Genomic DNA, 13,792 nt, shown 5'->3' with positions numbered 1-13,792 from the left:
TAATCTGTTGCTCAAATTACTTTGAGTCTTTTTTAAGACTCTCAAAAGAATTGCTGGTTATTACTTAACTTTTATTCTGTTCAATTTTCAAAGACCAATCAAAATGCTTTAACCTTTGCATCACTTATTTGTTTTGCTTGCTTATCTCATTTTGTTTTTCTCCGTCGCACTCAAGCGACTCACTTATAATAACATCTATTTTTTTTTATGTCAACATGTTTTTTAATTTTTATTTTAATTTATTTATTAACATTATTTTTTATGTTTTTTAATGAATTACCTATCTTAATTAATAGATAAAAAAAGACACCCTTAAGAATTCTTAAGAGTGTCTTTTTTAACTATATTATTTGCATAATTTTTTAAATTCGTCTGATACAAATTGTACTTGAGTTCCAACAACAACTTGTAAGCTGTTCTTTCCAGGTCTTATAACACCTGATACTCCAGCAGACTTAATAACTTTTTCATTTACTTTTGATTGATCTTTTATTTCTAAACGTAATCTAGTGATACAGTTATCAACTGATACTACGTTCTCTTTTCCACCAACACCTCTTAAGATAGTAGCTGCTACTTCTGTGTAGTTGTTGTTTCCAAGTTTTACATTTACTTCTTCGTTTGTATCGTCATCTTCTCTACCTGGAGTCTTTAAGTCGAACTTAGTGATTATTACACGGAATACTACATAGTAGATTACTGCAAATACTAATCCGATTATTATTAACATCCATGGGTTTTCAGCCATAGGTGCTTTAAAGCTTAATATCCAGTCAACTAATCCAGCACTGAAGTTAAATCCAGCTCTTACTGGTAGTAATGTACAAACTACTGCTGAAACACCTGTTAATGCAGCATGCACTACATATAAACCTGGTGCTAAGAACATGAATGCAAATTCTAATGGTTCTGTAACCCCTGTGAAGAATGAACCTAAACCAGCTGCTAATAATAAACCATAAACAGCTTTCTTTTTGTTATCTTTAGCTGTGTGGTACATAGCTAAAGCAGCAGCAGGTAAACCGAACATCATTACTGGGAAGAATCCAGTCATGTACATACCAGTTACACCTTGAGTACCTGTTCCAGCCCAGAAGTTACCGATATCGTTAATTCCTGCAACGTCGAACCAGAATACTGAGTTAAGTGCATGATGTAATCCAGTTGGTATTAATAATCTGTTGAAGAATGCATATATACCTGAACCGATTGCTCCAGTTGATACTATTGATTCACCAAATGATACTAATCCATTATAAACAAGTGGCCAAGCAAAGAATAATACTAATGATGCAACTATTGATGCACCTGCAGTTACTATTGCAACTGATCTCTTACCACTAAAGAATGCTAATGCGCTTGGTAATTGAGTTCCTTTGAACTTGTTGTAGCAAGTAGCACCAATTATACCTGATAATATACCAGTGAATTGAGTAGCTATTTTACCGAAAGCCGCTGGTACTAATTCAACATCAATACCTTTGAACATCGCTACAACTCCAGGGCTTAATAAAGTTGTAATCATAAGCCATGAAACAAGACCTGCTAATCCAGCTGTACCGTCGTTGTCATCTGACATACCAACAGCAACCCCGATTGCGAATAAAATTCCCATATTGTCTATTAGAGCTCCCCCAGCTTTAATTAAGAAAGCTGCAGCTGCGCTGTTAGCTCCCCATCCAGCAGGGTCCATCCAGTAACCGATACCCATTAAGATACTTGCAACAGGTAAACAGGCTACAGGAAGCATTAATGATTTTCCTAATTTTTGTAGATACTTCATCATAACAAAAATCCCTCCATGTTTTTAATTTTTCTTTGGAGATTTAAACCTCCAAACTTCTATAAATTAGTATAATACCTTTGTGTTTTTGAAAATAAAAAAAACCGAAAAAGATATACTTCAATCCTTTCCAGTTAATGCCCATATTTAAATGGTAACACACTTCTTCAAAAACATTATTTAGTTTATGCTTTGATTATACTTCATAACTTTTATGCTGTCAACGGTTTCAAGAAAGTTTTTTTAAGTTTTTTATAAATTCTCTTAATTTTTACCTATTTATATGTATAAATTTATCTATATAATATTGACATGATTAATTAATTACATATATAATTAGGCTAAACGTGTTACTGTTTAATCAGGCATAAGTTCTATACTATATGAGGACTTATGCCTTTTTCTTTGTAATATCTATGTATTAAAGTAACTATAATAGGTTACATTTATAGTAGAAGAAACATCATTTACTACAGTAATATAAAATAATTTTTTTAAGAAAGGATGTAAGAGTACACTATGTTTGATTTTATCAAGAAAATATTTAAATCAGAATCAGCACCACAAGAAGCTCCACAAAAATCATCAGGACTTGTTGCTCCAGTTACAGGACAACTAATTCCTTTATCAGAAGTTCCAGATGAAGTTTTTGCTCAAAAATTAGCAGGAGACGGAGTTGGTATCTTAGCAGAAGGAGACACTATTGTTGCACCTGCAGATGGAGAGTTAACTTTAGTATTCAAAACTAAACATGCTTTTGCAATGACTTTAGATAATGGATTAGAGTTATTAGTTCACATAGGTATAGAAACTGTTTCTCTTGATGGAGAAGGGTTTGAGCAACTTGCTGAGCAAGGTACTAGAGTTAAAGCTGGAACTCCAATCATAAAAATTGATAGAGACTTTATATTAGGTAAGGGATTATCTCTTGCTACTCCAGTATTAATCACTAATGTTGATGCTACTAAGTCAATTTCTCCTGCTTCAGCTGGTAAAGTTGTAGCTGGTGAAACAACAGTTGTTGACTTTGAAGTTTAATATATAACTTTAAATTTTATTGCTTTATAAAAATAGCTAGGCATTGCCTAGCTATTTTAATTTATTCTATTTCCTCTTCTAATATCTTATAAAAGGTTAAATGATCTCTCCATTTTCCATTTATAAATAGATATTTTTCATTTATTCCAATTTCTTTAAATCCACAATTTAATAAAACTTTTTTCGATTTAACATTATCTACTAAAACTGAAGCTTCTATTCTGTGTAAATCTAATTCTCTTTTTGCGTAATCTAAAACTAAATTTACAGCTTCACTCATATAACCTTTTCCTTGATATTCTTCATCAATAGAATATCCTATAATTCCATTTTTAAAACTTCCATATACTATATTAGAAATTCTAACCTTTCCAATTAAATCTCCATCTATATATATTCCAAAATCAAAGCTACTTCCATTCATTAATTGCTTATAGCTTTCTAATAATATATCCTTTTGACCTTCATATGTATAAAAACTATCATCTCTATTTGGTTCATAAGGGCTAAGATGTTTTTCATTCTTTATATAATAGTCAACTAACTTATTTGCATCATCAGGCATAAAGTTTTTAATTTCTATTCTCTCACCTTTAAGGTTTATCATATAATATCTATTTACATTATTATATTCATATCTATTTATTCCAAAACTTAACTCATCCATAAAGTGTCCATTTAAAAATAAATTTTCACTAAATATACCTTCTAAAGTAAAACCTAAATCTAATAATACCTTAAAATTTAAATTTTCATTTACAATAAAATTAACCTTATATACTTTTCCATCCTTAAATACTGCCCTTAATATACTTTTCACAGCTTCTGTTAATAAATTATATTCACTTTCTCTATAGAAATTAAACTTTACATTACACTTTTTATTGTCATTATCTAATTCAACAATTGTAAATCTTCCAATTACAATATTGTTTTTATCTTTTATTATATAATCACTTAAAGTACCTTTTACTAAATCTATGTTTATTTCTCTACCATCACTCATACTAAATTCTCCTAAAAGACATTGTTATCTATAGTATATATTATACAAATAAATATACCTCATACACAATATAAAGATTTTCTATATTTTTTCATTTATTTATTAAAAATCACTTTTTATTTTAGAATAAGTTTAATTAGTAATAAACGCTATTTCAGTCTCATAATATTAAGTAAAATTATATAGATTTTAATTTTAGGAGTGATTCTTATATTTAAACGTAAAAAACCTAATTTAACCTTCTCCTTTACATTGCCTCTTCTTTTTATTTGTTTAGGAGTTTTTCTAGGATATCAAATATTTGTAGATACTACACCACCTAAAGAATGGACTATTTCAGATACTTCTAATAAGAACCTAAAATTTGCAAGTGAGGAAAGCCTAATAAATGAAATTAGAAATGTAAATAAAATAATTCCCCTAGAAATAGAAATGTCCGAAAGTATAGTAATAGATAAAAGTTGGGGAAATTTTGATGTATTAAAAAAATTTAAGAAGATAAAATTCTTTGCCAATTGTTCTTATTCAATAGATTTATCTAATCTTACTTCTACAGATATAGTTATTGATGATATAAATAATGAAATTTCTCTTACTTTACCTTCACCTACTATTTTTAGTGTAGATATAAATGAAGATAAAACTGTTTATGAAGAAGTTACTAACGGATTATTAAGATTTGGAGAAGTAAGCCTAACTTCTGAAGAATATGGAGTTATTTATAGAGAAGTAACTAAAATTTTTGAAAACAAATTAAAAGATCCTAGTATTTCAGAAAAAGCTATTTTAAATACAACTATAGCTTTAGATAATTTAATTAAGCAAATGATTAATTCAGATACAAAAACTAAAATAGAATTTAAAAAATAAGGCTATGCTTTAATTGCATAGCCTTAACTTTCTATCTTATTCCCATTATATCTTTAATTACTTCTCCACCTATAATCATCCCTGCAACTGGAGGCACAAATGAAATACTTCCTGGTATTTGTCTCTTAGAAGCACATTTTTTAGTTCCTCCTGTACAAACACATCCTGTTTTACAAGTAACTACATCCTCTGTTTTTGGTTTTCTTGGCATTTCTTCTGAGTAAACAACCTTAAGTTTTTTAACGCCTCTTTTTCTTAATTCATATCTCATAACCTTAGCTAATGGACATACACTTGTTTTGTATATATCAGAAACCTTAAATTGAGTTGGATCTAACTTATTACCAGTTCCCATTGAAGCTATTATTTTTATATCATTTTCATAACAATATTGAGCTAATCCCAATTTTGCTGAAACGGTATCTATTGCATCTACTACATAATCTACATCATCAGGTATAAGATCTTTTATGTTATCTTGAGTAACAAATACTTGATGTGTAGTAACGTTACACTTCTTATTTATTGAAAGAACTCTTTCTTTCATTACTTCTACTTTTACTTTACTTACCGTACTAAATGTTGCATGAATTTGTCTATTTAAATTTGTTAAGCAAACTGTATCATCATCAACTAAAATAAGGTTTCCTACCCCAGCTCTAGTTAAAGCTTCTACTGTGAAACTACCTACTCCACCTACTCCAAATACAATTACCTTTGCATTTTTTAACTTTTCTAATCCTTCGCTACCAATTAATAGCTCTGTTCTTGATAATGGATGTTGTAACATTACCTTCTCTCCTTTTGTTTATGTAAATTTATACACTATTTTAGACTATTGTCAGATTATATACAAGAGTATTCTCTATTTTATCTATCGGTATTATATGTTAATTAAAATTATACTTATAACATTTAGAACATTTCTATAGGTTTAATACTATTTATTTAGCTATTTTAGACTTATTTCATTAAGAATATACTTATCATATCTTTAATTATGCTTAATAGTATTCAAACTACTTATATAGTTATTATTATAAAAAAATTTAACTACTATTAAAACATATTCTTTAAGTATATAATAATCATTAGGTTAACCCTTATGGATTAACTAATTTTTTTATGGAGGATTTAATTATGATTTTAGGAATAATAAGTGCTATGTCAGAAGAATTAGAAATTCTTTTAAATGATATGTCTATTGAAGAAAAAACTACAAAGGCTAATATGACTTTTCACAAAGGAACTATTGATGATAAGCAAATAATTGCAGTAGTTAGTGGTATTGGTAAGGTTAATGCTGCAGTATGTACACAAATATTAATTTCTGAGTATAAAGTAGACTCAATAATTAATGTAGGTGTTGCAGGAGGAATAGGAAAAGACATATATCCTGGAGATGTTGTTGTTGCTACTGATTTAGTTCAACACGATATGGATACTACTGTTTTTGGTGATGCTCATGGTCAAGTACCAAGATTAGATACTTTTGATTTTAAATGTGATGAAAACTTAGTTAAAGCAGCTATGGAAGCATGTGAAGAAATAAAAGAAATAAACACATTCTCTGGAAGAATCGTTTCTGGTGACCAATTTATATCAAGCGTTGAAAAAATTCAATGGTTTGAAAAAGAATTTGGAGCTATTTCATGTGAAATGGAAGGTGCAAGTATTGCACATGTTTGTTACTTAAATAATATTCCATGCGTTGTTATAAGATCTATATCTGACAATGCAAATAATGGAGCACATATGGACTATGAAAAATTCATACCTTTAGGAGTTAGAAACTCAACTACTATATTAAAGACTATGATAAAAAAATTATAATAAATATAAAGAGACTTTAAACAATTTAAAGTCTCTTTAATTGTTCTATTCTATAAGTTGTGTACCAACAACAGTTGTTACAAACCATATTATTAGAGCTACAATTAATAATAAAATACTATTGCTATATCCTGAATAATTTATTAAAGAAAAAAACATAACAATTATACTTAGGGCATAGAAGCTATTTCCCAAATAATTACTTACTCTACCTTCTAATTTAGCCTCTTCTTTTCCTCTAGTTTTTTCATAGGCAACTATATAGGAGTTTATTTTCCCTTTTTTTATACATACCCCAATAGAAATAGCAATTATTATAGTAATAATACTAATTAAGATAGTTAACATATCTCACCCCTACTGATATTTAATAATATTACTCTATTATATTCATTTTATTTAATAATGATATTAAAACTTAATTGCTTGTCTTCATCCTCTTAGCTGAACCAAAATAATTCTCTTCAGGCTCTTCAGAATAAACTAAACTAATATCACTTGTATCTATTCCACTTATTTGATTTGCCTTTTCTATTATTAAATTAGCTAAATACTCTTTTGACTCATAATTCATTCCCTTAAACAGCAATACCTCTATAAAAATAAAATCTCTACTTCTTGTATAGTGATTTACCCTATACTCACTTTCATAAATCATTGCTTGTCCAATATTTTCACTTATATTAATCCCCTTAGAAATAACCTTTCTAATTTCTAATGCTAGTTTTTCTTTAACTTCTTCCTTTATAGTGCTGGATACATGAATTTTAACTTGTGGCACTTAATCATCTCCTCTCTAGCTTAATATTAAAAATTAGTGATTAGTTAACTATTATATTAATATATGCCATCCTATATTAATTTGATAATAAAAAAATAAGAGAGAAACCTCTCTTACTTTAACTTAATTTATGAATAAAAATTCCACTTCTAGGCTTAGGCTCAAACCAAGTTGATTTTGGCGGCATTACCTTTCCACTATCAGCAATATTCATAATATCATCTATAGTTGTAGCAAACATAGAAAAGCTTACCTTCATATCTGTATCTGCTCTTCTTTCTAATTCCTTTAATCCTCTAATTCCACCAATAAACTTAATTCTTTTACTTTTTCTTGGATCATCAACTCCTAGTATTGGAGACAATATATTCTTTTGAAGAATTGTAACATCTAATTGGTCTATAGGATCATCAGGATTAAATATATTTTCTTTAGCCTTTAATAAGTACCATGTTTTTTCTAAATACATTCCAAATGTATGCTTTTCAGATGGCTTTACAGGCTTATTACTTTTTTCTACTTTGAAGCTTTCCTTTACCTTATTTAAAAACTCTTCCACACTTAATCCATTTAAATCCTTAACAGTCCTATTATAATCTAATACTTCTAACTCACTATCTGGATATGATATTGATAAAAAGTAATTAAACTCTTCTTTACCTGTATAATCTGGATTTTCCGCTCTTCTAATTTGAGCTACCTTAGCTGCAGATGCACTTCTATGGTGTCCATCAGCTATATATAAGTATTTTACACTTTTGAATAAATCACTTAACTTAGCTACTACCTCTTCATTATCAATAATCCATACTATGTGTCCATTACCGTCTTCAGATTTAAAATTATATAATGGCTCTTTTTCTATCCATTTATTTATTATCTTTGATATTTCTTTATTTTCTCTATACGTTAAAAATATAGGTCCAGTATTAGCATCACATATATCAACATGGTTAATTCTATCTAATTCCTTGTCTTCCCTAGTAAATTCATGCTTTTTAATTATATTATTTTCATAATCATCTACAGATGTACACGCCACTAACCCTGTTTGACTTCTACTCCCCATAGTTTGTCTGTATATATAAAAATATGGCTTATTATCTTCTAAATAATATTCCTTTTTAATCATATCGTCTAAATTGCTTTTTGCCTTTTTATATACATCCATACTATATACATCTATTGATTTATCTAAATCTATTTCTGCCTTATCTATATGCAAAAATGAGTACGGATTATCCTTAACCATTTCTCTAGCTTCATCACTATCCATAACATCATATGGAAGTGCAGCTATCTTATCTACTAAATCTTTTGTTGGTCTTATTGCCTTAAATGGTCTAACTATCGCCATATAAATCACTCCTTAATACAATCATTAGCTAATTTTAAAAAATTCCGTAATTGCTGATACTACCTCGTCCCCTATTCTATCTTGAGCTTCTTTTGTAGATGCTCCTATATGAGGTGTACAGCTTACCTTATTATGATTAACTAATTTAGAATTTGTAGTTGGCTCTTGTGCAAAAACATCTATTCCAGCACCAGCTACCTTTCCTATATCTAAAGCTTCTATTAAAGCTTCTTCATCTACTACTTTTCCTCTAGCACAGTTAACTATATATACTCCATCCTTCATCTTTTCAAATTCTGATTTTCCTATTAATGAACCATTTTCTTTATCATATGGAACATGTAATGATATAAAATCTGATTTACTTAATAAATCATCTAATTCTAAGAAATTATATTTTAATCCATCTTGCTTTCCAAAAATATCATAATAAATTATGTTCATTCCTAGAGCCTCTGACTTTTTAGCTAATGATCTTCCTATTCTCCCCATTCCAACTATACCTAATGTTTTTCCACCTAATTCAATTCCTTCATATTTCTTTTTATTCCATTCACCATTTCTCATAGTGTAATTAGAAGTTCCAACAAATCTTGCAACTGCAAACATATGCGCTATAGCTAATTCTGCAACTGAATCTGAACTTGCATTAGGTGTATTTTTTACAGTTATACCTTTTTTATGAGCATGAATAATATCTATATTATCTATTCCAACACCAGCTCTTATTACTAACTTTAACTTTCCCTTTGATGCCTCATCTAAGACATCTGCTGTAACCTTTGTAGCAGACCTTACTACTAAAGCATCAAACTCAACTAACTTCTTTCCAATTTCATCTTTATTATAATGAGTATCTACAACTTCTATTCCTAAGCTTTCTAGCTTTTTTATAGCCCCTTGTTGTAGTCCATCACTTGCCAAAACTTTATACATTAAAAATTCCCCCTTATTTTTAAATTTACAAATAAGAGTCTAGAGGTTCCCCAACCCTAAACTCTTTTACCATTAGTAAATTTTATTTATAATTGCTTATTGCTATTACTCTAAACCTAAAATATCATTGATATTTTTTAATAACTCTTCTATATCTGATAATTGACAATCAGCCATATGAGCTATTCTAAATGTTTTTTCCTTTAAACTACCATATCCATTAGATATCTGGAATCCTCTTTCACCTAACTTTTTATTTAATTCCCCAACATTTATATTCCTAGTATTTTCTACAGTTGTTAATGTATTAGACATATAGTTTTTATCAGGAAATATCTTAAAGTGTTTTTCTGCCCAAGCTCTAACAACCTTTGCCATTTCTAAATGTCTATTGAATCTATTTTCTAATCCCTCTTTATTTAATATATAATCTAGTTGATAATCTAATGCATACATATGTGATAAAGATGGAGTTGAAGGATATTGATAATCCTTCTTTTGTATATATTTATATAATGATAATAAATCTAAATAAAATCCTCTATTTTTAACTTTTTCTGCTCTTTCCTTAGCTTTGTTTGAAAATGTACATATAGCCATCCCCGGTGGTAAACCTATTGCCTTTTGTGTTGAAGTTATACAAATATCTATTCCCCACTTATCCACCTCTATTTTTGTTCCTGCTGCTGAACTTACTGAATCTACAATAAATACAACCTCTGGATACTTTTTAACTACTTCACCAATTGCCTCTATAGGATTCATAACACCTGTTGATGTTTCATTATGTGTAACTGCTACTAAATCATATTTCCCAGTCAATAATTCCTTATCAACCATCTCTGGAGTTATCGCTTCTCCCATTTCTACTTCGAATAAATCTGCCCCAACATTATTAGAAATAGCCATTTCATACCATCTTTTTCCGAATGCCCCAACGGAAAACACAGCTGCCCTCTTTTCTGTACATGATCTTATGGCCCCTTCCATAAGTCCACTACCTGATGTAGTTGAAAGTAGTATTTCACTATTAGTGTAAAATAACTTTCTTAAATTTTCGCTTATTCTTCTTTGTAATACAGATGCATCTTTACTTCTATGTCCTATCATAGGCCTGGCCATTTGTTCTAAAACATCTTCTTTAACTTCTACAGGACCTGGAATAAATAATTTTTTATGCATTCTACATTCCCCCCAATTATTAATATTTTTTATTTTGCTTATTGCTTTTGATTATTTTACTACTTTTTACTTAATATAACAACTTAATATTAAAAATTTTTAGAAAATTTTGATAACATTTTATATAATTATTCTTTTACTATATGTAGTGTTACTAAAATTTATAATAAATTGCATAAAAATAGAGCTAATTTATATAGCTCTGTTCTTACAATAACATTTATATAATTAATCTCTTACGATATCCCATTCTTCGTCAAATGTTAATATTGATTCTGTTTCTCTACAATATCTAACACATTTGCATTGACCTAAATGTCTAGGACATTTATAACAAAGACAACCTTTATCATCTCCATCACAATTTTTCTTTTCAAATTCAGGACAATATTTGCAATTAACTCCATTTCCTGCTGGCATTTTAATTTTCCTCCTTATTAATCTTTTGATATATTAATATATTACTATTATTAACCCTAAAAATATATATCTAATTTAAAGTAACACATTCTTTCTCTACTCATATATTAATCGTATAAGAAGCTTTCACTCAGCAATTGAGAAAACTTCTAACTCCCATCTATATAAACTTTTGGGAACTTAAGGTTCCCTCTCTCTTCAAAAAAATAAGAGAGATTCAATCCCCCAATTGAATCTCTCTTTTATTATTTTATAAAAATAATTTAAATACTACTAAGAATATAACTCCTGGCACGCCTAAAAATCCTGCAATTAAAGCCGTTACTGCATTTATTCCAATAGAAAACCCTATATAGCTTCCTAAGAAATTTGCTATATATAATAAAACTATTCCTATTATTCCATTTAACAATATTTTTAAAGGCCATTTTAAAAGTTTTATTACTAAGAAAAGTAATACTAGTCCTACTAAACCATATATAATCATTTCAAAATCCATACATAACTCCTCCTCTGTAATATTATATTAACTATACTCAACATTAATGCTTTAGTCTATCTTTCTTTTTAATTCTTTTTTCTTTGCCATAGATATCAAATAATCATATCTCATCTTAGCTACATCCTCTGCATGTATAGCTAACTCTACTAATTTAGGATCGCTAACATTATCAAACATAGCTCGAGCAACTTGTATTTCCATCCTTGCCTCTTCTATTGAATCTATTAATTCCTGATCCTCTTCATTGTATTCAATTCTCTGAGATAACATTTCCATAATAATATTTCTATTCATAATATAAACCCTCCCAAAACTTTATATTTAAATACTATCCACTTTGGAATTGTTTATACAAAAAAAGATGGAATAAACTCCCATCATTCTTTTTAATATCTACATTAACGGTGCAAAAACCTTAAGTATTGATCTAACAAATCTATTTGACCATTTTATCTTGTTGCAATCTTCTAGTGTTATTCTTTGACACTTTTCTAAAGTAATTAAAAAATCTTCTTTTATTTCTAAAACTGATTTTGTTTTATATAACCATACGCCACACTCAAAATGTAAATATAGACTTCTATAATCCATATTAATAGTTCCAACAACTCCAACTTCATCATCTGAAACAAAGGTTTTTGAATGAATAAAACCTGGTGTATATTCGTATATCTTTACCCCTGATTCTATAAGCTGAGAATAATATGCTCTAGTAACTATATGAGCGTACCACTTATCTTCTATATGAGGTGTAACTATTCTAACATCTATTCCACCCTTAGCTGCTAACGTAAGTGCTGTTACTAATTCATTGTCAATTATTAAATAAGGTGTATTTATATATACATATTCTGTTGCCTTATTTATAATATTTAAATAAACATTTTCTCCTACAATTTCATCATCTAATGGACTATCGCCATAAGGTTGAACATATCCATCACTTTCAAACTCTTCTTCCCAATAAACCTTTGGTTTAAAAGTCTCATAATTATCTTTTTCATTAGTGTTAAAATTCCATACCTGTAAAAACATTAATGTTAAATTCCATACTGCATCACCCTTTAGCATAATTGAAGCATCCTTCCAATGTCCAAATCTAACTATTTCATTTATATATTCATCAGCTAGATTTATTCCACCTGTAAAAGCAGTATGTCCATCAATTACTGTTATTTTTCTATGATCTCTATTGTTCATTATTAAAGATAAAAAAGGAACAAATGGATTGAAAGCTAAGCATTTAATGCCCATTTTTTCTAATTTTTCATTATACTTATATGGAAGAGTTCTTAAGCACCCCATATCATCATATATTAACCTTACATCTACTCCATTTTGGACTTTTTTAACTAATATATCTAAAATAGAATCCCACATAACCCCTTCTTGTATTATAAAGTATTCCATAAAAATATAATGTTTAGCATTTTGTAGCTCTTCCTTTAACTTTTCAAAAAAATCCTCTCCTGGTGACAGATATTTTGTTGTAGTATTCTTATGTACTGCACAGGCAGCATAACTATTTATATATTTTGCCTGACTAGCTATAGATTTATTTTGACTTTCAATTTCTTTTATTATATTTTCATCTTGCATATTCAAAGGCACTACCTCTCTAGATACCTTTTCTATCTTTTTTCTAAATCTCTTGTTGCTTTTATTAGCAGCAAATATTAAATAAAATAACCCCCCAAATACAGGCACCAATAAAACAGGTATAGCCCACGCTAACTTATAGGATGGATTATCCTTTCTACTTAAAATATAAATAACAACAGCTATACTAACTACAATAAATAAAACATAAAGATAAACAAATGATTCACTTAATCTCCATATAGCAAAAGAAAGTATACCTAATTGAAGTATAATAAGAAGTCCAACTATTACCATTCTACTGAATAATAGTTCTAATATTTTTCTCATAATTCCTCCATTTTCATTTTTTCGATCTGTTAACTTATATGAACATTGCTCTTCTCAACCTAAGGAAATACAATAGGTTTGCGAAACTAAATAATACCCCCTCAGAAAAGGAGAGAAGAACAATGAACAAGACTAATATAAAATGCCCACGCTGT

Annotated in this window: 15 protein-coding genes; 3 read left to right on the top strand and 12 right to left on the bottom strand. The window is 28.7% G+C overall.

All coding sequences use genetic code 11. The features are described 5' to 3' along the window. Window positions 1-346: 346 nt before the first annotated feature. Window positions 347-1,786 (bottom strand): N-acetylglucosamine-specific PTS transporter subunit IIBC, encoded by a 1,440-nt coding sequence (gene nagE / locus ACRDBA_RS04490; RefSeq protein ID WP_438571726.1) that lies wholly within the window; start codon window positions 1,784-1,786, stop codon window positions 347-349. 516 nt (window positions 1,787-2,302) lie between these two features. Between nagE and ACRDBA_RS04485 the strand changes: the two genes are divergently transcribed. Next, on the top strand, window positions 2,303-2,821 hold the full coding sequence (locus ACRDBA_RS04485) for a PTS sugar transporter subunit IIA (protein ID WP_438571725.1): 519 nt from the start codon (window positions 2,303-2,305) through the stop codon (window positions 2,819-2,821). A gap of 61 nt (window positions 2,822-2,882) precedes the next feature. Here ACRDBA_RS04485 and ACRDBA_RS04480 read toward each other — a convergent pair whose 3' ends face one another. Further along, complete coding sequence (locus tag ACRDBA_RS04480) at window positions 2,883-3,827, bottom strand: GNAT family N-acetyltransferase (RefSeq protein ID WP_438571724.1); 945 nt, start codon at window positions 3,825-3,827, stop codon at window positions 2,883-2,885. Window positions 3,828-4,028: 201 nt separating this feature from the next. On the opposite strand from ACRDBA_RS04480, the gene ACRDBA_RS04475 reads away from it, so the two are divergent. Continuing rightward, window positions 4,029-4,697 (top strand): DUF4230 domain-containing protein, encoded by a 669-nt coding sequence (locus tag ACRDBA_RS04475; protein ID WP_438571723.1) that lies wholly within the window; start codon window positions 4,029-4,031, stop codon window positions 4,695-4,697. A gap of 31 nt (window positions 4,698-4,728) precedes the next feature. Here the strand turns inward: ACRDBA_RS04475 and ACRDBA_RS04470 are convergent, their stop codons facing one another. Then, window positions 4,729-5,487 (bottom strand): tRNA threonylcarbamoyladenosine dehydratase, encoded by a 759-nt coding sequence (locus ACRDBA_RS04470; RefSeq protein WP_438571722.1) that lies wholly within the window; start codon window positions 5,485-5,487, stop codon window positions 4,729-4,731. 350 nt (window positions 5,488-5,837) lie between these two features. Between ACRDBA_RS04470 and ACRDBA_RS04465 the strand changes: the two genes are divergently transcribed. Then, entirely contained in the window at window positions 5,838-6,530 is a 693-nt protein-coding gene (locus tag ACRDBA_RS04465; RefSeq protein WP_438571721.1) for a 5'-methylthioadenosine/adenosylhomocysteine nucleosidase, read from the top strand. Between the two features lie 45 nt (window positions 6,531-6,575). Here the strand turns inward: ACRDBA_RS04465 and ACRDBA_RS04460 are convergent, their stop codons facing one another. The 9 genes from ACRDBA_RS04460 to cls all read right to left on the bottom strand — a co-directional run bounded on the left by ACRDBA_RS04460 (window position 6,576) and on the right by cls (window position 13,637). Continuing rightward, the gene (locus tag ACRDBA_RS04460) at window positions 6,576-6,878 is read right to left on the bottom strand and encodes a hypothetical protein (protein ID WP_438571720.1); all 303 of its coding nucleotides are present in this window, start codon (window positions 6,876-6,878) and stop codon (window positions 6,576-6,578) included. Window positions 6,879-6,948: 70 nt separating this feature from the next. Continuing rightward, window positions 6,949-7,311: a tautomerase family protein gene (locus tag ACRDBA_RS04455; protein ID WP_438571719.1), complete on the bottom strand. Its 363-nt coding sequence runs from the start codon at window positions 7,309-7,311 to the stop codon at window positions 6,949-6,951. A 118-nt stretch (window positions 7,312-7,429) separates the two neighbouring features. Beyond that, window positions 7,430-8,668 (bottom strand): DUF1015 domain-containing protein, encoded by a 1,239-nt coding sequence (locus tag ACRDBA_RS04450; protein ID WP_438571718.1) that lies wholly within the window; start codon window positions 8,666-8,668, stop codon window positions 7,430-7,432. 24 nt (window positions 8,669-8,692) lie between these two features. Continuing rightward, window positions 8,693-9,604, bottom strand: a complete 912-nt coding sequence (locus tag ACRDBA_RS04445; RefSeq protein WP_438571717.1) for a D-2-hydroxyacid dehydrogenase — start codon at window positions 9,602-9,604, stop codon at window positions 8,693-8,695. Window positions 9,605-9,709: 105 nt separating this feature from the next. Further along, window positions 9,710-10,786 carry a pyridoxal-phosphate-dependent aminotransferase family protein gene (locus ACRDBA_RS04440; protein ID WP_438571716.1) on the bottom strand — a complete coding sequence of 359 codons (1,077 nt, stop codon included), beginning with the start codon at window positions 10,784-10,786 and terminating at the stop codon, window positions 9,710-9,712. Between the two features lie 228 nt (window positions 10,787-11,014). Beyond that, entirely contained in the window at window positions 11,015-11,206 is a 192-nt protein-coding gene (locus ACRDBA_RS04435) for a hypothetical protein (protein ID WP_438571715.1), read from the bottom strand. A 250-nt stretch (window positions 11,207-11,456) separates the two neighbouring features. Further along, window positions 11,457-11,705, bottom strand: a complete 249-nt coding sequence (locus tag ACRDBA_RS04430) for a pro-sigmaK processing inhibitor BofA family protein (protein WP_438571714.1) — start codon at window positions 11,703-11,705, stop codon at window positions 11,457-11,459. Between the two features lie 51 nt (window positions 11,706-11,756). Further along, complete coding sequence (locus ACRDBA_RS04425) at window positions 11,757-12,002, bottom strand: DUF2508 family protein (protein WP_438571713.1); 246 nt, start codon at window positions 12,000-12,002, stop codon at window positions 11,757-11,759. A gap of 99 nt (window positions 12,003-12,101) precedes the next feature. Continuing rightward, window positions 12,102-13,637, bottom strand: coding sequence for a cardiolipin synthase (gene cls / locus ACRDBA_RS04420; RefSeq protein ID WP_438571712.1), 1,536 nt, complete (start codon window positions 13,635-13,637; stop codon window positions 12,102-12,104). Window positions 13,638-13,792: the final 155 nt, after the last annotated feature.

Origin of the sequence: Clostridium sp., from assembly GCF_051654825.1 — a bacterium.
Classification (GTDB): Bacteria; Bacillota; Clostridia; order Clostridiales; family Clostridiaceae; genus Clostridium.
This window is presented reverse-complemented; position numbering and strand designations above follow the sequence as displayed.

Excerpts from the sequence above, each read along its gene's own strand:
- nagE (WP_438571726.1), bottom strand. The coding sequence starts at position 1,786 with ATGATGAAGTATCTACAAAAATTAGGAAAATCATTAATGCTTCCTGTA.
- ACRDBA_RS04485 (WP_438571725.1), top strand. The coding sequence starts at position 2,303 with ATGTTTGATTTTATCAAGAAAATATTTAAATCAGAATCAGCACCACAA.
- ACRDBA_RS04480 (WP_438571724.1), bottom strand. The coding sequence starts at position 3,827 with ATGAGTGATGGTAGAGAAATAAACATAGATTTAGTAAAAGGTACTTTA.
- ACRDBA_RS04470 (WP_438571722.1), bottom strand. The coding sequence starts at position 5,487 with ATGTTACAACATCCATTATCAAGAACAGAGCTATTAATTGGTAGCGAA.
- ACRDBA_RS04465 (WP_438571721.1), top strand. The coding sequence starts at position 5,838 with ATGATTTTAGGAATAATAAGTGCTATGTCAGAAGAATTAGAAATTCTT.
- ACRDBA_RS04460 (WP_438571720.1), bottom strand. The coding sequence starts at position 6,878 with ATGTTAACTATCTTAATTAGTATTATTACTATAATAATTGCTATTTCT.
- ACRDBA_RS04450 (WP_438571718.1), bottom strand. The coding sequence starts at position 8,668 with ATGGCGATAGTTAGACCATTTAAGGCAATAAGACCAACAAAAGATTTA.
- ACRDBA_RS04445 (WP_438571717.1), bottom strand. The coding sequence starts at position 9,604 with ATGTATAAAGTTTTGGCAAGTGATGGACTACAACAAGGGGCTATAAAA.
- ACRDBA_RS04440 (WP_438571716.1), bottom strand. The coding sequence starts at position 10,786 with ATGCATAAAAAATTATTTATTCCAGGTCCTGTAGAAGTTAAAGAAGAT.
- ACRDBA_RS04435 (WP_438571715.1), bottom strand. The coding sequence starts at position 11,206 with ATGCCAGCAGGAAATGGAGTTAATTGCAAATATTGTCCTGAATTTGAA.
- ACRDBA_RS04430 (WP_438571714.1), bottom strand. The coding sequence starts at position 11,705 with ATGGATTTTGAAATGATTATATATGGTTTAGTAGGACTAGTATTACTT.
- ACRDBA_RS04425 (WP_438571713.1), bottom strand. The coding sequence starts at position 12,002 with ATGAATAGAAATATTATTATGGAAATGTTATCTCAGAGAATTGAATAC.
- cls (WP_438571712.1), bottom strand. The coding sequence starts at position 13,637 with ATGAGAAAAATATTAGAACTATTATTCAGTAGAATGGTAATAGTTGGA.